The organism is Niameybacter sp., from assembly GCF_036655075.1.
In the GTDB taxonomy this organism is placed as follows: Bacteria; Bacillota; Clostridia; order Lachnospirales; family Cellulosilyticaceae; genus Holtiella.
The window spans coordinates 1-20,637 of record NZ_JAVVQU010000006.1; the positions used below are offsets into that span (position 1 = coordinate 1).

Below are 20,637 nucleotides of genomic sequence, written 5' to 3' on the forward strand. Positions count from 1 at the left end.
AAATACTTGAATTTATTAAAAAATAAAATATAATTATTGAGAATACAGCAATTTTATAACAGTAATATCTATTAGAAGGAGATTAATAATGGAAAAGTTCCAGTTCCAAGCAGGTCATCTCAGCGTTACATACAATCAAAAAGGCTACATTGAAACATTAGAAGTGAATGGGAAAAATTATTTACCTTTAGATGTACAGGCACCCCTTATAAGAGTCGTTAAACAAGAAAAGGTCTACTTGCCAACTCAAGCTGTTGTTGAAGGCGAGCGCATTTATTTAGCGTTTCAGGAGGCTCGTGCAACCATTAAGCTAGGCATGAAAGGCTATTCAAACTATCTCACATTAGAAGTTGAAGAAATAATAGGAGAGGGGATTGATACACTTATATGGGGCCCCTACCCTACTAGCATTCAAGAAACGATCGGTGAAATTATAGGCGTCGTAAGAGATCAGGAAACAGCAATAGGTATGCAAGCTTTAAATATTAAAACGCTTACAGGATGGCCTTGTGAGCTTACCTCTGAATTTGATGACCAAGGAGAACAAAGTCTTTTTAGTGTCTCAGTATGTGGATTTAAATATCCAGACTTAACAGCTGCACCCACTCAATTTGGTAGTGTGATTCAAGGCTATTGTAGAGATAGAAGGCATGACCGTATAGGTCAGGTATGGACGAAGGAACATGTATGTATTGAAGGTTTTGAAGGAGAAGATGCAGAGATTGTAGGAAGTAAAATTGCATTGTTTGGATGTCATCCAGATATGATATTAGATACTATTGAAAAGATAGAAGTTGAGCAAAATCTCCCTCATCCAATGATTGAAGGGGAATGGGTAAAGACGGCTAGAAAAGCCATGATGTCCTACATGATTACGGATTTTTCTGAAGCAAACATAGAAGATGTATTAGACATGGCACAAAAAGGTGGATTTGAATATATCTATCATCCAGACCCATTTACCCATTGGGGGCATTTTAAATTTAGAAATGACCACTTCCCAACTGGAGAAGAGGGGATGAAAGGGTGTGTTGAGCAAGCACAAGCCAAAGGTATAGGGGTAGGTGTCCATACGCTGACTACATTTACTACAACAAATGATGCCTACGTAACACCTGTGCCAGACCAGAGATTAGCTAAAGTCCAAACCACTTATCTCGTAGAGGACTTGGATGAAGAAGCCGATTGTATTGCACTAGCAGATGTAACCCATTTTGAAGAGGTTGACACATTAGGTGCTGCTTTGGTAGGAAATGAAATCATTCAGTATGAATACGTAAAGGAGAACGATGGGAAGTTTTATCTCATGGATTGTACAAGAGGGGCCTTTGGGACTCAATCTGCGCCACATAAGGCGAATGAAAGAATATCTAAACTATGGGATTATCCTTATAAGGTCCTATTCCCTAACTTAGAGCTACAAGAGGAATACATAGATAGATTGGTAGCATTGTTTAATGAGCTAGGATTAAAACAAATTTCCTTTGATGGATTAGAAGGCTGTCTTGCAACGGGGCATGAGGCTTATAGTATTTGTCGTATGGTGGCTAAATATTATGAAGGATGCAATCATGAGGTCATCAACGATTCAAGTCGATTACATCACTACTTATGGCATATTCATACACGTACAAATTGGGGAGAGCCTTGGGGAGCTAAGATGCGTGAAGGGCAGACAGAGCTTAGAACAAGTAATCAGCCTTTTTATAAGAGAAACTTGTTCCCAAGAATGTTAGGATGGTTCCTTATCAGATTAGCTGAGCGTAAGTTTGAAGCGACTACACCAGATGAGGTTGAGTGGATGTTATCAAGAGCAGCTGGATTTGATGCAGGATTCTCAATCTGTATGGATTATAAAGTCATGAAGGATCATGGGTATAGCGCGCGTTATATGGAACTGACTAAGCAGTGGGAGCGTGCAAGAGCACGAGATGCTTTTACAAAAGAGCAAAAGGCTAGATTAATAGAGGATCAAGAGGAATGGCATTTAGAAAAGGTTGGAGAAGATAAGTGGATACTTTATCCAATCCATATCTCTAAGGAATACATGTGCGACCCTGAACAGCTTCAACCCGGTCAACCAGGTGGCGCAGACTGGAACTACACCAATAAGTTCCACCAACAAGTGCTTCAGTTTAGACTAAAAGCTGCAAGTTTAGATAGAAACAGCGAAGGGTATATAGAAAATCCCTGTTTCAGAATAAATGGTAAAAAATATATGTTTAAATGTAGAGTACGTGCACATCAATACCTTGTTTATGAAGGAGGCAAAGAAGCTACAATTTGTGACCAAAACTTTAAGACATTGAGCACCGTAAAACTTTCTAGTAGTACAGAAGTAACAAGTGAATGTGGTCCGAATCCGATTATCTTTAACTGCGATTTTGGGGGAGAAGATAGACCTTGTGCAGAGGTAAGATTTATCGTCAAAGGACAAGGTGAAGCAGTAAGTGTGCAGGCATAGGTTGAACAATATCAGAAATTTATCCCAAGCCTACATCATCTTATGATAAGAGATAGACTTAGGATAAGGGGTGGGTGTAAAATTAATGTTTCATGATGCTATTTTACACTAGAGAGTAACGCTGTGTAATACTTAGGGTCACCTGTCAGATAGTATTGATACCACGCTTCTAGCGTTAGCGGAGAATACACATTGAGATACGCTAGAATGTGTTTAGCCCATAATAAGCCACCCGCTGAACTTGCGGTGATGATAGACGAATCTACAACAGAAGGTACATTTTGGTAAAGGTTATGACCTGTATAAGGGGTAGAAAAATAATCTAGGTAGGCTAAATCATTACTCGTATGTAAACGGTGATTTAAAACACCTAAGTCTGCCAATGCTAAAGTGGCTCCACATATGGCGGCAACTAAAATACCTTGTTCAATACAGGTACTTGCTCTGTCTAAAATAGACTTTTGAGTAGTATCTTGCCAAGTATTCGCACCCGGTAGAAGTAGGGCAACGACTTCTTGGTCATCTAGCTCCTCGAGGGACCAATCAGGGGTAAGGGTTAGACCACCTAAAGTTTTAATAGGATTTTTGGTTTGTCCCACTGTTTTAATAGTATACTTAGGTGTATTTTTAGAGAGCATGGTTTGCATACTCATGGCTTGTAAGAAATAGCCTATTTCCCAGTCAGCCATAGTGTCTAGTACATAAATACATAGTGTTTTTTGCATGTTTATTGTCCTTTTCTTTCTTAGAGGTATAAGGCTTTACTTAGTGCATTATAAAATAAGAACAGTGACAACTAGCTGTCACTGTTCTTATAAAAGTTTAGGGCTTGCTCTAAGTGATTTTGGATGTGTAAGGCAAAAGAAGGGGGAGATAGGACCCTCATCTGGCCACCAAATCCAAGAAGAATGGAAAAGAGCATAAAGTCATTACTTTTCATGAAGAGTTCACTGAGTAACCTGTTCTCTTTTTCACTGATAACAGTTGCATGGGGAAAATATTCTTGAAAGAGTGTTTGCATTTCTTTAGGATAGTCTACAACAACGGCGATATCATTTTTGTTACGGTTATTTTCGTGAAGTTCTAATTCTTTTTCAATATTATATGATTGTAGCCAACTCACATGATTGAGTGTCAAGTTACGCATGCGAACGAGCTTGTACATACGGAAACTTCTAGTATCACAATTGTAGCCAAAGGCATACCAAGCATACCACTTGTAAGAAACGTGTAAGATGTCAGCAGTGACCCTAGAAACTTTGTTTTGCATAGTGGTATATTCAAATATCACATTGACCTTTTGTGCGATGGAGGCTTTTAAAAGTTTAAGAAGCTCGGTCACATAAGTATTTTCAGCAATAACGGAGAGGTCAATTTCCAGCGGCTTTTTAGAATCAGAAAGGGCATAAATATGTTTGACCTTTTCGTAAGTTTCAGTTACTTTTTCATCACCATAAATATCTTTTAGACTTTTTAACGCCAACAACATGTATTCGGAATTGGTGTGGTCGATTAACTTTTCACTGAGTTTGTAATGACTATGAATGGAATAGCCACCCTTAGAACCCACTTCAGCATAGATAGGAATACCCGCTAAAGTCAGGCTATCAATATCTCGCAGAATAGTTCGGCGTGATACTCCAAACTGTTTGGCCAATACACTAGCACTTACACACTCTCGATTAAGAATATAAAAGAGAATCCCTATTAATCTTTCAATTTTCATTTGTAGACTCCTTATAGTAACGATTAGGTCTATTTTAGCTTGAGGAGTAAGAAACTTCAACCTTGGTGATCACTAAGAATACCGTTATCATTGCCTATCAAGACATTTTAGAATAGTATCTAGACGCCAAAGGGCAAGAGATTTATCTCTAGCGGTATTTTCGTTAATAAGGGCAAGGGGATGAGGGAAGTTAAAGGGCGCAACTTCAAAATTGAGTGGTCGCCAATACCCAGTTTCAATATCCGGATTCATAGTGTGCTCAGGAAAAGTGGTCATAAGGACATAAGTAGAAGAGCTTTTGACAAAGTTAGTTAAAATAGTATGAATATCTTCTAAAGTATGATGAACGAGACAATCACGGCATAAAATGAGGTCCGCTTTAGGTAAATCATCTGTGGCAATATTGCGAAGAAGAAATTGTCTGTGTGTATTACTATAACGCTTTTGAACAGACTCAATAAGTTCAGGAACCATATCTATACCAATATAGGAATCAATGCCTAAGTTGAGATATTGCATCCAGTTAAAGTCACCACAAGCAGCATCAAGGAGAGAAGAAATATGGTATTTCTGAAAAAGTGGGGGGAGCGCAAGCGCAATGGTTTGAGTAGAAGCCACAGTTGAACCCGTACCAGATACTGTCTCTTGAGCGCCCCAGAGATTTTGAAGAAAAATCTTATTGAAAATTTCGTGCATGATGGGCACCTCCTTTTAGTATAGTATGATTGAGCAATAAAAAGTTGACCTATGCAGACAATTTTTAAATCATAAGATTTTGTTTCTAGGATAGACTAAAGTGAATGTGCTTAGCTAAAAGTTTTTCATAAATCCAATTGAACATCCTATCAATCTCGAGTATACTAAGCTATAGAGTAAAAAAACGAATGGGCTTTAGCCAGAATCCTCTAAATACCTTAATGTAAATAGAGGATTCTATTTCTGTTTACAAAGAAATTTAGTTAATCGTGCTTAAAATGACAGTTGAAGTATTTTACATTAAATATGCATGAGGATATAGGAGAAAAATATGAGTATAAAAAGCAAAACACCCTTTGATTATAAGAATAAACAAGAATTTCAAAGTAAATTAGTAGAGTGGGTTGGAGATGTGTTGTATGACTATCTTCCAGAACATGAGTATGAGGTGCGTGATGAGCAAATTTTTACGGCTTTTCAAATTGCAGATGCCATGTGTGATAAAAAGGTTCACTTAGCAGAGGCAGGACTTGGAACAGGGAAAACATTTGCTTATTTATTATCAGCCATTCCTTATGCTAGGTTTACAGGCAAACCTGTAGTGATTGCCTGTGCCACTACAGCACTTCAAGAGCAGCTTGCAGGTGAGGGCGGGGATATTTTGGCCTTATCTAGATTACTAGAACTAGAAATTGATGCGAGAATGGCCAAAGACCCTAATCAGTATATTTGTGATGTGCGTGTCGAGGAACAAATAGAAAAATTAGGTGGATTATCTCATGAAATCCAAGCGTGGGTCAATACGACAACAATAGGTGCACGTTCGGAAATTCCAACGATCTCAGATAGTGAGTGGAAGAAGATAAAATGGGAAGAATCTATGGCTTGTGATATATGTTCTAGCCGAGGATTTTGTAAACTTGTAAAAGCAAGAGAACAGTACAGAGTGACAAAAGACTTGCTTATTGTAGACCATGAGACGTTCTTCCATGATTTATGGACACGTCAGGAACGATTAGACAATGGGAAATCTACTATTCTTCCGGAATATAGCGCGGTGATTTTTGATGAGGGACATAAAGTACTTCTACCTGCTATGATGCAAGCTGGGCAACAAGTGAATCAGGAAGAAATGGATACGATGATTGCTGAACTTGAGGAGCTACAAGGGGCGAGAGATTCATTAGTGTCTATAACGGATAGTCTAGAAAGTGCTGCTTATACATTCTTTAATGTATTGCAGGAGTCTATTATAGTAGATGAAAGTGCAGAGAGGGTATCCATTGGTAGAAACGATACTTTAGTAAAAGCTGCCAATACCTTACGTAGCTTATTAGATAGTCTTCTTTTAGAACTACAAATTGAACAAGAACTTCATACAGAGTCCCTCTCCCCCCATCAAATACAAGGTTATGAGGGCCAAATTGAAAGAACAATGTGGGCACTTGGCCAATTTGTGAGAGACCAAGGTGCAAATATTGTGTCTTGGGTAGACCAAAAGAATGATAGCTTTTGGGTGGTGCCACGTAGTATGGGTGCGATGATTCATCAACATTTGTTTAAACAGAATATCCCTGTAGTATTTACTTCTGCCACGTTAAGCCATAAAGGTGATTTTAGTTATTTCATAAGAACTTTCGGGTTAAAAGGGCCATCTAGCTCTACCATTGGAAGTCCTTTTGATTTGGAAAATCAAGTAGTTGTTCACTTATCAGAAACTACAAATAAGATTGAACACTTAGTAGCGTTATTAAAAGAGAATGGTGGACGTGCCCTTGTGCTTACAAGTTCCTTACATGAAGTGAGAAGCATTAGAAAGGCATTACAAGGACAACATTTCCCATTTGAAATGATATGGGAAGACCAAGGGGATCGTGGCTATTTGGTGCGCAAGTTCAAGGAAGAAGAGACCTCAGTTTTAATAGGCGCTCACTTCTGGGAAGGTATTGACGTGCCAGGAGATGCATTGACTTTATTAGTTGTATGGGATCTTCCTTTGCACATTTCGGATCCTCTTATTGAGGTACAACGTAAGGAAGCAAAAGAGCAAGGATTAGATTCAATTACAACAGTGGACTATCCTGAAATGGCACTTAAATTAAAACAAGGTTGTGGAAGACTCATTCGAACAGAAGATGACAAGGGTGCAATTGTTATTCTAGATCCTGTAATCGGAACACCTTGGGAAAGTTATGTCATGGGTGCCCTACCTCAAGGCGCAAAGGTTATTACTCAAAAATAAGTTGTGCTTATGGCTTAGAGATGTTAAATCTCTAAGCCATTTATTTTGTTCAAAGTTTCAATCGTTTTATCCAAATGATGTAGGATGTTACTTTTATGAATTATGTGTTATACTAATAATTTGAATAATAACACTTTAGAATCTAGAGTAATCATAGAATCTGGATTTTTTGAGATGAGAATGGAAGTAAATAGATATGAATTTTAATGAAATGAAGTTAATAAAACCCATTTTAAGAGCAGTTACAGAGGCGGGATTTGAAAAACCATCGCCGATTCAAGAGCAGACGATCCCCCTTGTATTGGAGGGACGAGATGTATTAGGGTGTGCACAAACAGGAACGGGAAAGACGGCAGCATTTGCACTCCCTATTTTACAACATCTCTCCAAGTCTAAGAGTAAAAATATACGTGCACTGATTCTAACACCTACAAGAGAATTAGCGATACAGATTAATGAAAACATTGAAAAATATAGTCAATATACCTCTATCCGTACAGGTGTGATTTTTGGCGGAGTGGGGCAAAGACCACAAGTCGAAATGCTCCGAAATGGTATAGATATTCTAGTGGCCACACCAGGGCGATTAAACGATTTAATTAATCAAGGATATATTAAATTGAACAAGATTGAAGTGTTTGTGTTGGATGAAGCGGATCGTATGCTAGATATGGGCTTTGTACAAGATATTAAAAAAGTTATCAAACAGTTACCTTCAAAACGTCAAACATTACTCTTTAGTGCGACCATGCCAAAAGAAATTGAAAAACTTGCAGTGGATATGTTGAAGAATCCAGCTACAGTGAAAGTAGCACCTGTTACCAATACATTAGATAAAATAAGCCAAGGAGTTTATTTTGTAGATAAGGCTAATAAGACATCATTATTAATATCGCTCCTCAAGAAAAAGGAAATTAAGAGTGCCATTGTCTTTACCAATACAAAGCATGGTGCCAATCGTGTGGTGAAAAATCTGGATAAAGATGGCATTAAGGCATTGGCTATCCACGGTGATAAAAGTCAGAATGCAAGACAGACTGCATTAAATAGTTTCAAAGAAGGTAAGATTAAGGTGCTTATTGCAACAGATATTGCGGCAAGGGGCATTGATATATCAGAGCTATCACATGTATTTAATTATGACCTTCCAGATGTGCCAGAAACTTATATTCATAGAATAGGTAGAACGGGTAGGGCTGGACAAGATGGTATTGCACTCAGTTTCTGCAACATTGATGACCTTGATAACTTACGAGGTATTGAACGACATATCAAAAAGGGCATTCCAGAGTTAGAATGTAAGTGGCCAATGGTTGTTCTGGAAAAAACTGAAAAAGCAGTTAAGCCACCAAGAAAGAAAGTAAACAGGAAGAAATAGAGGAATATGTGAGTATACCAGGAGGGGAATATGAATTCACGCATGACATTAGAAGGTATTTCAGACGGAAAAGTTTATGATATTGAAGATTGGGTAGCAGCAGATGCTGGTGGGTGTAATGGGTGTAGTGCCTGTTGCCACGATGTAGGCGACTTAGTTGTTTTGACACCCTTTGATATTTATGAGATGACAAGACGCCAAAAGGCGTCCTTTGACGACCTATTGGTAGATAAGATAGAGCTACGTGAAAAAAATAGAATTTGGTTGCCTCATTTAAAAATGCAAGAAGAGACTAAGCGTTGTAGCTTTTTAAATGAAGAAGACAGATGTACTATACATGGGCAACGTCCAAATATTTGTCGTTTGTTCCCGCTTGGAAGAGTTTATGAAGATGATGATTTCAAATACTTCTTACAAGTAGGAAACTGTACCAAACCTAGTTTAACAAAAGTACAAGTAAAAGAATGGATTGGCATCGAGAACTATGCAGAAAATAAAGCCTTCATCTTGGCGTGGCATCGCCTCTTAAAGGCACTCACTTTCCGTTTGAAGTTTGTACGTGATGAGGAAGAGCTTGCAGCCATCAACCAATACCTTTTAGATACTTTTTATAGAAAGTTAGTAAAAGAGGGGGAAGATTTTTACGTAGCTTTTGCTAAGTGTCTCCCAGAGGCTAAAAATCAGCTAAATATCCTCTAAAGTAAGAAGGATATGAAGAGAAGAAAAAATAAGACCTATCATCTGTTAAAAGCTAGTTGTTAATAGGTGATAAGTCTTATTTTGTTGCTCAAATCTATTGACCTATGGGCCTTAACGGAAAAATGAACATAATTTTACATCATTGTTTTGAATTGTTTAGTGTGCTCATAGGCCTTTTAAGTACTGAGTTTTATAGTGTAGAGGTGAACAGCCATAGGCCTTTTTAAAGGATTTTGAAAAATAGGCTTGGGAGGTAAAGCCTAAGCGTTCGCTAATGGTGGACAGGGTATTATTTTGTTGGAGGTAGCGTTTGCTCTCTTCAAGCTTCATATTCATAAAAAAGGTGTTGACCCCCTGTCCTGTATAGGTTCTAAAAATATTTTTAAGTGTTGTGCTACACACACAACAGGCAGTAGCAATTTCTAGGATGGGACAACTTCTGTGAAGGTTTTCCTTCATATAGGCAACGGCTTGATTATAGATGAGCGTTTCTTTTGTATTGGAATAAGGAATGGCTACACTTTCTTTGACAATACGTCCAATAAAAACTTCTAAAAGCTTTTTAAAGGAGGCGGGAGCAAGATCAATAGTATGGCTAGTGAGTTGATGTTTGACTCTAAATTGTTCAAAATCAGATAAAGCCAGCTTAAATAAAATAAGGTTCTCATCACTTAAGGCAAAAATTTGAGATAGATATAAAAGGGGAAGCTCATGACTTGTAAAGTGGATAACAATGAGTTCAGCCGTATGGCCTGGAGCAATATGATTACGATGAAAGACATTAGGCTCACCAATAAAGGCCTGATTAGCCTTAAGGGTGAAGACCGTATCATCATAAGTAACTTCTAGTTGTCCGTCTAGGACTACGTTGATTTCCCAAGTATCATGCCGGTGTCCATAGAAGACATGAGCAGAATCAAAGAAATAATGATTAAAGTATTGAATATGAGAGAGTGAAAAATCATGAATAAAGATGCTCATTGGGTACCTCACTGTGTCTAATAGTATAAAAAATATGGCTAATTATATATATAAATGAAATCTTTTAACCTTTATACTTTGATTATAAATAAATTATCCAGAAAAGGAAACAGTTATGTTTGAGACAAAAAAAGAAAATACTTATAAAAAAAGATTAACACCTATTATGGGATGGGCTTCATGGAATCATTACCATATAGATATCAATGAGGCGCTATTTAAAAGACAAATAGATGCTTTGGTAGAAACAGGGCTTGCCGAAGTAGGCTATACCTATTTCAATATTGATGATGGCTTCTTTGGTGGGCGTGATGAAAATGGATACATCAAGCCTCATCCTGAGCGTTTTCCAAATGGTATGAAAGTTATTTCAGATTATGTTCATGCTAATGGATTAAAAGCAGGGATTTATTCAGATGGGGGGAATAATACTTGTGCCCATATTTATGATAATCCAGATAGCAATACAGATGGGGTAGGCGTTGGTCTATATGGCTATGATGAACAAGACCTGAGAATGTATTTAATCGATTGGGATTATGACTTTATTAAGGTAGACTGGTGTGGCGGACTAAGAATGGGTCTAGACGAGGAAACCCGTTATACTGAAATAGGGAAAATTATAGAAAAAATAAGTGAAGAAAAGCAAAGTCATGTCATCTATAACGTTTGTAGATGGGAATTCCCAGGGGAATGGGTAGTAAATGTAGCAGATTCTTGGAGAGTATCAGGGGATATTGGATTATACTTTGACAGTGTTTTAAAACAAATTGATGCAGTGAAGCCTTTAGGAAAATACCATGGTCCAGGACATATTAATGACTTAGATATGTTACAAGTAGGAAGAGGCCTTTCTTATATAGAAGACCAAACACATTTTGCAATGTGGTGTATGATGTCTACTTCTTTAATGCTTGGAAATGATTTAACAACGATATCTGAAGAAACACTTTCTATCCTCAAAAATACAGAACTCATTGCGATTAATCAAGATCCTGCTTGTATGCAAGCGATCCTTCACGGTAATGAGGGGGATATTGAAATTTGGGTGAAAGATTTAGTAGGTCCATCTACTTGTCAAAAGGCTATAGCTCTTTTGAATAGAGGAAATGAAGATGCTGAAATCACTGTGAACTGGAGTGAACTAGGCTTTGAGGGAGACATAAAAGTAAGAGATCTATGGGCACATCAAGATATGGAAGTTAGTGGCGTACATAAGGTGTGCGTAGCGGCACATGGAACAGCAGTCTATAAAGTTACACAATAGTGTTTAAATGTAAACCCAGTAAAGCTTACTGGGTTTATTTATTTACTTTTAAAGTATAAAAATATTGAAAAATATTATATATAAATATACAATAAGGGTTCAAAGTATCGTATGAAAAGCTTGCAAGATGAGGAAGGTAGGAAATAATATGAATGCAGCAATAATCTACGTGGCACAGGGGACCAAGGGGGAAGTATGTGATGGAAGTAGGCACAATCCCTATAGTACACTCCAACAAGCTAAAGAGCATGTGAGAAGACTTAGACAGACTCAAGAAATTTGTGAAATTCGTGTAAAAATAGCAACTGGGAACTATTTTTTAGAACAGCCACTTGCATTTGAAGTAGAGGATAGTGGGTCCCCATTATGTTCAGTAATCTATGAAGGGGATACAAATGGAGCGCGTGAACAAGTCATTTTAACGGGTGCTAAAAAGCTTGACATCAATCAATGGGAGCCAGAGGTAGGTCGTTCTCATATTTGGTTTACCTACATAGAGAAGGGGCTTAAATTAGATGGTTTAGTACTCAATGGAAAACCACAAACTTTATGTCGCTATCCTAATTTTGTAGAAGGTGCATTGCCTTTGGGCTCTGCAGCTACAGCTGAAGAGATTAAAGCCAGGGTGCAGCAGTACGAGCATGTCAAGGGTGGCTATATTCGTGCCCTACATCACTGTCGTTGGGGTGGGAATTCTTATAAGATTTTAGGAAAAGATGCAGAGCACCCATTAGGCCTTAGTCTAGAGTGGGTGGGTGACAATAACAGAGGTTCAGCATTTGACCATGAAGCTGTTGTAATCGAAAATATTTATGAAGAGTTAGATGCACCTGAGGAATGGTACTACAATCCCAAAAGTGGTAAGCTGGCCATTTTTAAAACGCCTAATATGAATTTAGACCAAATGGTATGTGAAGGCATCATCAATAGTGAGTTGATTCAAATAGTAGGAGACAAAGCAGGGGAAAAAGCAGGACACCTTACTTTTGAAGGCATTCATTTTATGCATACCAAAAGAACGCTCTTTACAGTCGATGAACCCAAGAAGCACTATACACCATTACTTAGGGGGGATTGGTGTGTGGTACGTACGGGGGCAGTTTTGATTCAAGATGCAGAAGAGGTAACCCTAAGGAATTGTCATTTTGACCAGATTGGTGGGAATGCCATTTTTATTAATGGTTATAACAAAGGTCACAAAATAGAAGATAATATCATAGAAAATGTGGGTGCAAGCTGTATTCAAGTAGCAGGTTTACCAGAAGCTGTGTATGAACCTTCTTTTTGGAAAGAAAGTCCTAACTTAAGTGAGACAGAGCATGCTGTACACAAGACATTTATTGAGGAGAAGCATTGTACAGGACCTAAAAGCATGCACTATCCAAGAGAAATCTATATTATGAATAACTATATGTGTAATATGGGAATTTTTGAAAAACAATCTAGTGGCGTCAATCTTTCTGTGTGTAGCCGATGTAAAATTCTGAATAATACTATTCATAATAGTCCAAGAGCTTGTATCAATGTCAATGATGGAACCTTTGGAGGCCATGAAATTGCATACAATGATATCTTTGATGCTCAAAAAGAAACTACAGACCATGGTCCTTTCAATTCATGGGGAAGAGATCGCTTTTGGTCAGTACCTTGCTACAATGCCAGTGGTTTGTATGGCGATCAAATACGTCCCTATGCACTACTAGATGCTATAGAACCTGTCAAGCTACATGACAATCGTTTCCATCATGGGGCAGACCAACCTCATACTTGGGGAATTGATTTGGACGATGGGTCTTCTCACTATGAGATTTATAACAATCTGTGTCTAGGTCTTGGAATCAAGTTAAGAGAAGGATTTGACCGCAAAGTTTATAACAATATTTTAATGGACGGCAGTTTTAATATTCACTGTACTTATGCTGAAGCCAGCGACCAAATTTTCCGTAATGTGGTTATTTGTGATGAACCTTGGAAGTTTGCTGGACAACAAGGTGGTGATAACGCTAGGCTCAAGGTGGGCAAGTATAAAATAGATGGAAATATCTACTACACCGAAGGTGCGCAGGTAAGCTTGCCTGATTTCTTTGAAGCTGAAGGATACGATATACATGGAAGTATGAATCAAGATCCTCAGTTTGAAAATCCACTCGAAGAAAACTATACCATCACCAATGTAGAGGTGATTACAGAAACAGGTTTTTGTAATCTGCCCAAAGTGGTTTATGGTAGTACAAAAGCCAAGGTGAAAGGACCGCACTATGTTGGGCGCACTTATAGACCAAGTGGTGCTAGCCTCGTGTATAAATGGTTAGGGGCTACACTTACAGCGATAGACGAAGGCATTATTTCTTCTACAGCATCTAGTGGTTATAAAGGTGCCTATATAAAAGAAGTACCACTTGCATCTCAAGCTTATGCGTTAGGTTTACATGAGCAAGATTTATTGAGAGAAGTCAATGGAGAAAAACTTCAGCAACTAGAAGAAAGTTGGAAAGTACTAGAAAAGATAGATGCAACATCTATTAAGCAGCTTAAGGTATGGAGGCAAACTCAGAATTTAATCCTTAAATAAAGGATTTTCCCATTTGACTTACTTTAGGATTGCAAGTAAAAATATACCCATGCATCCACCTATTACTATGCTACCTTTGAACTAGAGAATGTCGAAAGGCTAGAGATGAGTATTCCTTCTGATAAAATAGGTTATATCATTGAAGGCGACTAAGGCATTTTAAGCTTTCAAGGCAATTTGTTTGTGAAATTTGAACGTTCGAGTGAAGTCTAGGAGTATACAAAGGGAAAAGCTTTGATTTAAGACTAGACAGAAAATAAAATGGCTTCTATGATAGAGAAGAACCTAAAATTATACGAGATAAAGGGATAAACCTAAAAGGAGACCAATGTATGCACGACAAAATAAATGAACTAATGAAAGAATACTATGTAACTTTTGAAGAGTTAGCGGTAAGGTTAGGTGTGAGTAAACAGACATTGACCAGAAAGTTTAAAGGGACAACAGACTGGACTTACCCAGAAATGATGTTGCTTGCACAAATTTTTAATATTCAGGATCCACAGACCTTTTTCTTTGAACAAAACTAACTTATGCTGTAAGTCTATACTTTGATGGCATATTCATTTATAATAAAATGAGATAATTTCAACTTGTAGAAGATTTTATAAGTTATAGACGAGAAGTGGGGGTACTAGGCATGCAAATGTTATTTAAGCAACGTTTTTTCTCATGGTTTGATAGCTATGATATTTACGGAGAAGATGGAAGCATTTTATATACGGTTAAAGGGAAGATGGCATGGGGGCATTGTCTAGAAGTTTATAATGCCCATGGCATACATGTAGGCACACTCAAAGAAGAAGTTCTCACATGGATGCCAAGATTTCGTATGTATTTAAATGGTGACCATGTGGGTGACATCAAAAAGGAGTTTAGCTTTTTTAAGCCATCTTTTACGTTAGACTGTAAAGGATGGAAAGTGGAGGGGAATTTCTGGGAGTGGGATTACCAAATTGCAGAAGTAGGTGGTGGTACTGTAGCCTGGGTTTCCAAACAACTTCTCAATTTTACTGATACTTATACAATAGATGTACCAGAGGCAGAAAATGCATTAATGTGTTTGATGATTGTTTTAGCCATTGATGCAGCTAAGTGTTCTTCTAATAACGGTTAAAAAGTAAAAATAAGATAACACGTTTAAGGCTTTCTATGTAATGAATATAGGGAAAGAATAGACGTGTTTTTTGATGAAAAGGATTAAAGATGAAGGATGAACCACTTTGTTGTATAATAGCTTTAAAGTAATATAAGCATAAAGGAGTTATTAAACAAATGAAATTTTATTTTGCACCTATGGAAGGTATAACAGGATATATTTACAGAAATGCTCATGCAAAGTATTTTGGACATGTGGACAAGTATTTTATCCCTTTTATTGCAGCCAATCAACATGGTACCCTTTCAACAAAGGAATTACATGATATTTTGCCTGAACATAATAAAGGTCTTGTTGTTGTTCCACAGATTCTTACAAACAATGCAGAGGACTTTATTCGTACGGCGCATCAATTAAAGGATTTTGGTTATGATGAAATTAATCTTAATCTAGGCTGTCCTTCGGGTACTGTTGTTGCAAAAGGGAAGGGTTCTGGATTCCTTGTAGACAAAGTAAAGCTAGAGCTATTTTTGGACCAAATTTTTGCCACGTCCCCTACAAAGCTTTCCGTCAAAACCCGCATTGGAAAGGAGGATCCAGAAGAATTTTATGAGCTGATTCAGCTTTTTAACCGCTATCCTATGGAGGAGCTTATTATTCACCCAAGAGTTCAAAAGGACTATTATAAAAATACACCTCATATGCAAGTCTTTCAAGATGGACTTGAAGTTAGCCAAAATCCAGTAGGGTATAATGGCGATATTTTTACAACCAGGGACTATGAAAGGTTTATACGTGATTATCCAAGTGTAGATCAAGTTATGCTTGGAAGAGGATTACTCACAAATCCTGGGCTTATCAATCAAATTACACAAGACTATACATTGGACAAACAGGTATTTAAAGCTTTTCATGATAAACTTTATAGAGATTATCAAGAGGAGCTTTCAGGGGAGCGTAATGTACTCTTTAAGATGAAAGAGGTATGGGCTTATATGATTTGGATTTTTTCAAATCCTGAAAAATATGCAAAAAAAATTAGAAAAGCACAAAGATTAAGCGATTATGATGGAGTCATTTCATCCTTGTTCGAAGAACAAAATCTTGTAGAGGGAGTGGGATTTGCTAACTTTAAAAAGTAAATACTAAACTATAAAAATATCAAAAAGAGAGAGGAATATATTATAAGTGAGGCCATGTATGCACTGGGTATTCCAACAACCCGTAGCCTAGCTGTTGTAGCAACAGGTGAAGAGGTAGTCAGACAGCAGATAGAAAAAGGCGCAGTATTGGTACGTATGGCAGGCATGGATGAAAAAATGGCAAGAGCGCTTAGCCGGTCAACAAAGGTCCCAAGAAGCAATTTATAGCCTAATGAAAAAACATAATCCAGCAGTCATACCGCGTAATTACCGCGTAGAAGAGGCATTAGAAGCGGCTGTTCAAAATGAAGACTATAGCGTGATGAATCAATTGCTAGAAGTACTTGCAAACCCTTATGCTTATTCCCAGGAACAAGAAGTCTATAGGACGTTACCGATAGCGACAAGTACGCCTTATAAAACATTTTGTGGCACTTGAGATAAGCTTGTCTTTATAAATATTACGAGTTGATGACACTTCCCCCTTTTTAGTAGATTCAAGAAAAAGGAAGCATACACTATTGTATAAGCAATCTATAACAAAGGGGGAAATTATATGAGACGTCAAAAATCCATCATTTGGATACTTGTAATGACTTTAGGCGTTATGACAATGCCAGTAATGCCTATTAGTGCGCGTACAACACGTGAGATAGCAGGAGGTGTCATCACCCAATCTCAATCTATTAAGGTTGGTGACTATCTTTACTACGGTAAGCGTGGAGGACGTGACATAATATGGCGAGTGGTAAAGCAGGATGAAAAGGGGATTTTACTTTTCCAAAATGACTTACTGCGCTATAGTGAAACAGTACAAAATCAAGGGGATAAGATTGATAAGAGAAGAGATTGGAAGACAGAATTAGAGATAGAAGATGTACTAGATAGAGAGAATATACTAGATGTAGAAGATTTGTTAGAACAACAAGGTTTAAAATTAGAAGATTTACCAAGTATGCAAAGCTTGATAGAAGATGACGATATGCACATGATTGTTACCTTTTATCTCAATCCGAATACGGTTGTTTTCAAGCTCGGGGAAGGCAGTTTAGAAAAGCCTTACACACCTTACATGGAATGGAGCCAAGTGCCCACGCTTAAAGCAAAAGGTAATCAAGTAAGCATGACAGGCGTAGAAGTTATAGGGAGTCAAAATCTATGGGAATCCATTCCTACTATTTGGGTGGATGGCATAGCCCAAACGATTTCTAATATAAATTATAATCAAGAGCGTCAAACGCTGACCTATGAACTGGCTCAACCCATTAAACAAAATCAGCGTGTAGAATTTGCCTATAGCTTAGTCGCACATAGCACAAGTGCGATTGCTAAATGCGACGAACGCTTAGTCATCAAGGAAGTGCCAGTTACGGGTATACCTAATGAAACGGTTGACAATGTACCACAACCTGTAGTGATCACGAAGCAATTGCAAGAGGAATGGTGGAAAGTTGGCGAACAAAGAAGATTAAGTGTCACTGCAAAAGGTGAAGGTCAACTCACTTTTAGCTGGTACAAAGATAATAAATGGATAGGTGAAGAAAAGATACAAGTGGTCAATCAAGAAGCAACGTCTTCCTATGCCATCAAACAAGTCACTACAGGAGATGCAGGTGTCTATAGTGTGGAAGTAAGTGGTACAACAGGACTTGCCAAGACACAAGCACCAGTACATGTCATCAGTCAGTGTACCATACGTACAGCAACTTATCCTGCAGATGCAGGGAATATTACCAACAACAGTGCAGGACAAAATGGTATCTATAATGTAAATGATGTGGTAACACTCACAGCGAATTCTAAAAGTTATTATCAGTTCAAGAATTGGACAGAAAATGGCCAAGAAGTAAGTCGTGACCGCACGTATACATTTACAGCAGCAAAAGATCGAAACTTGGTTGCCAATTTCTATTGGGATAGGCCAGAACCTATTCCTCAATATACGATTCGTGTCACGATTACACCAAAAGATGCAGGAACTGTACGTGGAGATTACACCTACAATAAGGGAGACCAAGCGACTGTCACCGCGAAGGCAAAAGACGGATATGTCTTTGACTGTTGGACGGAAGATGGGGACGTTGTAAGTCGTAATGAATCTTATAGCTTTACAGTTAAGGAAGAGCGAAGACTTAAAGTTAATTTTGAGGAAGAAAAACCTAAAGAAGTGACATTTAAACAAGCGTGGAGAGCGCTATCTTCAAGACAACAAAAGTCTATTTTAGAAAACTTTGAAGCTTATTTACCTTATACCACATTAGAGGAGTCTTTAACTTTAGACCAACTCAATGATTTGACAAAAGGATACTTTACTAAAGACCAATTAAGAGAAGTAAAAAGAGACTTAGATTTACTTGAAGATGTAGGGATAGACCTAGATTGGAAAGTAGTCGAGCTCAAGGAAGTCTCTCAAGTGAATTTTATAGATTTATCAAGAAATCATTGGGCGTATAGTAATATTACAGAGCTAGCCAAAAGAGGTATTGTAACGGGCTATCCGGATGGTAGCTTTAAACCTAATAAAGCGTTGACGGTAGAAGATACCTTTACCTTCTTAGACCGTGTACTCCTTCTTAACGAGCAAATGGAAGTCAAACACTCAAGAAGTGTTGTAGAAAAATATATAGAAAATCAAAGAAGTTGGGCCTTTGACCATGTGGCTTCTATAGGTGCCAAACTAGAAGAAAAGACACTCAGACAGATTGGGCAGATGGAAGATGCGTATGTCTCACGTGGGCAACTGGCACAAGTTATTTATGAAGTGACCAATGGAAACCTTAAGAAAATTAGACCTTCAAGCTACTTTACAGATACGGTTTATTCAGAATATGAAGCAGGGATTGACTACTGCGTACGAACAGGTTTGTTAGAAGGAACGACTGCCTCTACTATGGAGCCTAACAAGGCTGTAACAAGGGCAGAGATGATGACCATTTTAATGCGATTAGATGGGGCACTCAAACGCTAAAGTAAAAATGAATTTGTCAATCAATGCCCTAGGAAACAGGCTCTTTCATAGGGCATTGATTGACAGATAAGATAATTGACCCTATTATATACATAAGAATGCAGGATATGGATAACAATTTATTTAGCCAGTATTTTTTCTAGATAGAAATTTTACAAAATAGACCAACCGATAAAAGAGGAGACTGACAACATGACAGACCAAAAAGCGATGCAAATTTTAAAACTATTTTTCTTTGGTGCAGTAAGTGTTCAAGAGATTGAGCGTAAAGTGGGCTTACCAAGAGTGGAGGTAAGAGAAGTATTAAAAGGGGCACGTGCTTGTGATTTAATTAATTACAGTACACAAGATACAAGTGAAACTTTTGTTAACGTAAAGAAAAAAGGGTTAGAAAGATACTTACGTACAAAAGGGATTATTAGCTAAGACATTTAGATGAAGCTTTGAGGTACCTATGGATAAGAGAGGCACTTCCAATAAAAAGCACTAGCCCGAAAACAATGTATTTAGGGATAGTGTTTTTTGTTGGGAGATTTAAAGAGGCGGAAAGTCGTTTGCTAAAGGTAGTGGAGAGGACTAAAATGACACTTAAGAGGAGGATGACATGAAATACGAAATAATTCTTTTTGATGCAGATGAAACTTTATTTGACTTTAAAAAAACTGAACGCTATGCGCTTGAAAAAACTTTTGAACACTTTGCTATCCCTTATGAAGCAAGCTACCATTTAGAAATCTATGGGGCTATTAATAAAAAGGTATGGGAAGACTTAGAAAAAGGGCTTATTACACCCGATAGGTTAAAAGTTGAAAGATTTAAAAGGTTAAGTGAAAAGCTCGCATTAGAGTTTGACCCAAGGGAATTTAGTGACGCTTACTTACAGGCTTTAGGAGAGGGTTCTTTCCTATTAAAAGGGGCAGACAAATTAGTTGAGGCATTAAGCAAGGACTATCGGATGGGGATTTTGACCAATGGCTTAAGTGTTGTACAAAATAACCGGATTAAGCAATCTGTTTTAAAAGATTACTTTGAAGCTGTAGTCATTTCCGAAGAGGTGAAAGTGGCTAAGCCCAATGCTCAGATTTTTGATATGATTTTAAGTCAAATGGGACAAGTGGACCGTACGCGTGTTTTAATGATTGGAGATAGCTTAACCTCAGATATCCAAGGTGGCATCAATGCAGGGATAGATACTTGTTGGTATAACCCTCATCAAGTAAAAAATACAACAGGGATTCAACCGATGTATGAAGTCTGTGATTTTGAAGCACTTAGACAATGGTTAGAAGTCTAAAGTAGGCTACATAGTTCCTAAAGTATAAGTTAGATATATATTATAGAGAGCTCTCATATACTAGAATAGAAGGTGAGACAAGAGAAGGCATAATCTACCCGAGGAAGGG

General features: G+C 37.7%; 18 protein-coding genes. 14 read left to right on the top strand and 4 right to left on the bottom strand.

The genetic code is table 11. The features are described from left to right. Positions 1-88 precede the first annotated feature (88 nt). A complete protein-coding gene (locus RRY75_RS02950) occupies positions 89-2,464 on the top strand; it encodes a hypothetical protein (protein ID WP_332527244.1) in 2,376 nt (791 codons plus the stop codon). 98 nt (positions 2,465-2,562) lie between these two features. On the opposite strand, the gene RRY75_RS02955 is transcribed toward RRY75_RS02950, so the two are convergent. From RRY75_RS02955 to RRY75_RS02965, 3 genes are all read right to left on the bottom strand, one after another. Further along, positions 2,563-3,189 carry a DJ-1/PfpI family protein gene (locus tag RRY75_RS02955; protein WP_332491225.1) on the bottom strand — a complete coding sequence of 209 codons (627 nt, stop codon included), beginning with the start codon at positions 3,187-3,189 and terminating at the stop codon, positions 2,563-2,565. A gap of 71 nt (positions 3,190-3,260) precedes the next feature. Next, positions 3,261-4,190, bottom strand: a complete 930-nt coding sequence (locus tag RRY75_RS02960; RefSeq protein ID WP_332491223.1) for a helix-turn-helix transcriptional regulator — start codon at positions 4,188-4,190, stop codon at positions 3,261-3,263. 87 nt (positions 4,191-4,277) lie between these two features. After that, positions 4,278-4,886: a class I SAM-dependent methyltransferase gene (locus RRY75_RS02965; RefSeq protein WP_332527245.1), complete on the bottom strand. Its 609-nt coding sequence runs from the start codon at positions 4,884-4,886 to the stop codon at positions 4,278-4,280. 331 nt (positions 4,887-5,217) lie between these two features. Between RRY75_RS02965 and RRY75_RS02970 the strand changes: the two genes are divergently transcribed. The 3 genes from RRY75_RS02970 (at position 5,218) to RRY75_RS02980 (ending at position 9,205) form a co-directional block, all read left to right on the top strand. Then, positions 5,218-7,128 (top strand): ATP-dependent DNA helicase, encoded by a 1,911-nt coding sequence (locus RRY75_RS02970; RefSeq protein ID WP_332527246.1) that lies wholly within the window; start codon positions 5,218-5,220, stop codon positions 7,126-7,128. A gap of 196 nt (positions 7,129-7,324) precedes the next feature. Next, a complete protein-coding gene (locus RRY75_RS02975; RefSeq protein WP_332491218.1) occupies positions 7,325-8,506 on the top strand; it encodes a DEAD/DEAH box helicase in 1,182 nt (393 codons plus the stop codon). A gap of 30 nt (positions 8,507-8,536) precedes the next feature. Continuing rightward, positions 8,537-9,205 carry a YkgJ family cysteine cluster protein gene (locus RRY75_RS02980; protein WP_332491216.1) on the top strand — a complete coding sequence of 223 codons (669 nt, stop codon included), beginning with the start codon at positions 8,537-8,539 and terminating at the stop codon, positions 9,203-9,205. Between the two features lie 165 nt (positions 9,206-9,370). Here RRY75_RS02980 and RRY75_RS02985 read toward each other — a convergent pair whose 3' ends face one another. After that, complete coding sequence (locus RRY75_RS02985) at positions 9,371-10,186, bottom strand: helix-turn-helix domain-containing protein (RefSeq protein WP_332527247.1); 816 nt, start codon at positions 10,184-10,186, stop codon at positions 9,371-9,373. Positions 10,187-10,301: 115 nt separating this feature from the next. On the opposite strand from RRY75_RS02985, the gene RRY75_RS02990 reads away from it, so the two are divergent. The 10 genes from RRY75_RS02990 (at position 10,302) to RRY75_RS03035 (ending at position 20,528) form a co-directional block, all read left to right on the top strand. Further along, a complete protein-coding gene (locus RRY75_RS02990) occupies positions 10,302-11,453 on the top strand; it encodes a glycoside hydrolase family 27 protein (RefSeq protein WP_332491212.1) in 1,152 nt (383 codons plus the stop codon). Between the two features lie 148 nt (positions 11,454-11,601). Continuing rightward, positions 11,602-14,025 (top strand): hypothetical protein, encoded by a 2,424-nt coding sequence (locus RRY75_RS02995; RefSeq protein ID WP_332527248.1) that lies wholly within the window; start codon positions 11,602-11,604, stop codon positions 14,023-14,025. A gap of 332 nt (positions 14,026-14,357) precedes the next feature. Continuing rightward, positions 14,358-14,555, top strand: coding sequence for a helix-turn-helix domain-containing protein (locus RRY75_RS03000; RefSeq protein WP_332491208.1), 198 nt, complete (start codon positions 14,358-14,360; stop codon positions 14,553-14,555). A 110-nt stretch (positions 14,556-14,665) separates the two neighbouring features. Continuing rightward, a complete protein-coding gene (locus RRY75_RS03005) occupies positions 14,666-15,142 on the top strand; it encodes an LURP-one-related/scramblase family protein (RefSeq protein WP_332491206.1) in 477 nt (158 codons plus the stop codon). A 158-nt stretch (positions 15,143-15,300) separates the two neighbouring features. Next, positions 15,301-16,266: a tRNA dihydrouridine synthase gene (locus RRY75_RS03010; protein ID WP_332715624.1), complete on the top strand. Its 966-nt coding sequence runs from the start codon at positions 15,301-15,303 to the stop codon at positions 16,264-16,266. Positions 16,267-16,320: 54 nt separating this feature from the next. Then, the gene (locus RRY75_RS03015) at positions 16,321-16,494 is read left to right on the top strand and encodes a protein adenylyltransferase SelO family protein (protein ID WP_332527250.1); all 174 of its coding nucleotides are present in this window, start codon (positions 16,321-16,323) and stop codon (positions 16,492-16,494) included. Then, positions 16,436-16,705, top strand: coding sequence for a hypothetical protein (locus tag RRY75_RS03020; protein WP_332491203.1), 270 nt, complete (start codon positions 16,436-16,438; stop codon positions 16,703-16,705). The genes RRY75_RS03015 and RRY75_RS03020 overlap by 59 nt, the downstream gene beginning before the upstream one ends. A 117-nt stretch (positions 16,706-16,822) precedes the next feature. Continuing rightward, positions 16,823-19,234 (top strand): InlB B-repeat-containing protein, encoded by a 2,412-nt coding sequence (locus RRY75_RS03025; protein WP_332527251.1) that lies wholly within the window; start codon positions 16,823-16,825, stop codon positions 19,232-19,234. 192 nt (positions 19,235-19,426) lie between these two features. Further along, positions 19,427-19,660, top strand: coding sequence for a hypothetical protein (locus RRY75_RS03030; protein WP_332491200.1), 234 nt, complete (start codon positions 19,427-19,429; stop codon positions 19,658-19,660). Between the two features lie 178 nt (positions 19,661-19,838). Continuing rightward, entirely contained in the window at positions 19,839-20,528 is a 690-nt protein-coding gene (locus RRY75_RS03035) for a YjjG family noncanonical pyrimidine nucleotidase (protein ID WP_332491198.1), read from the top strand. Positions 20,529-20,637 lie beyond the last annotated feature (109 nt).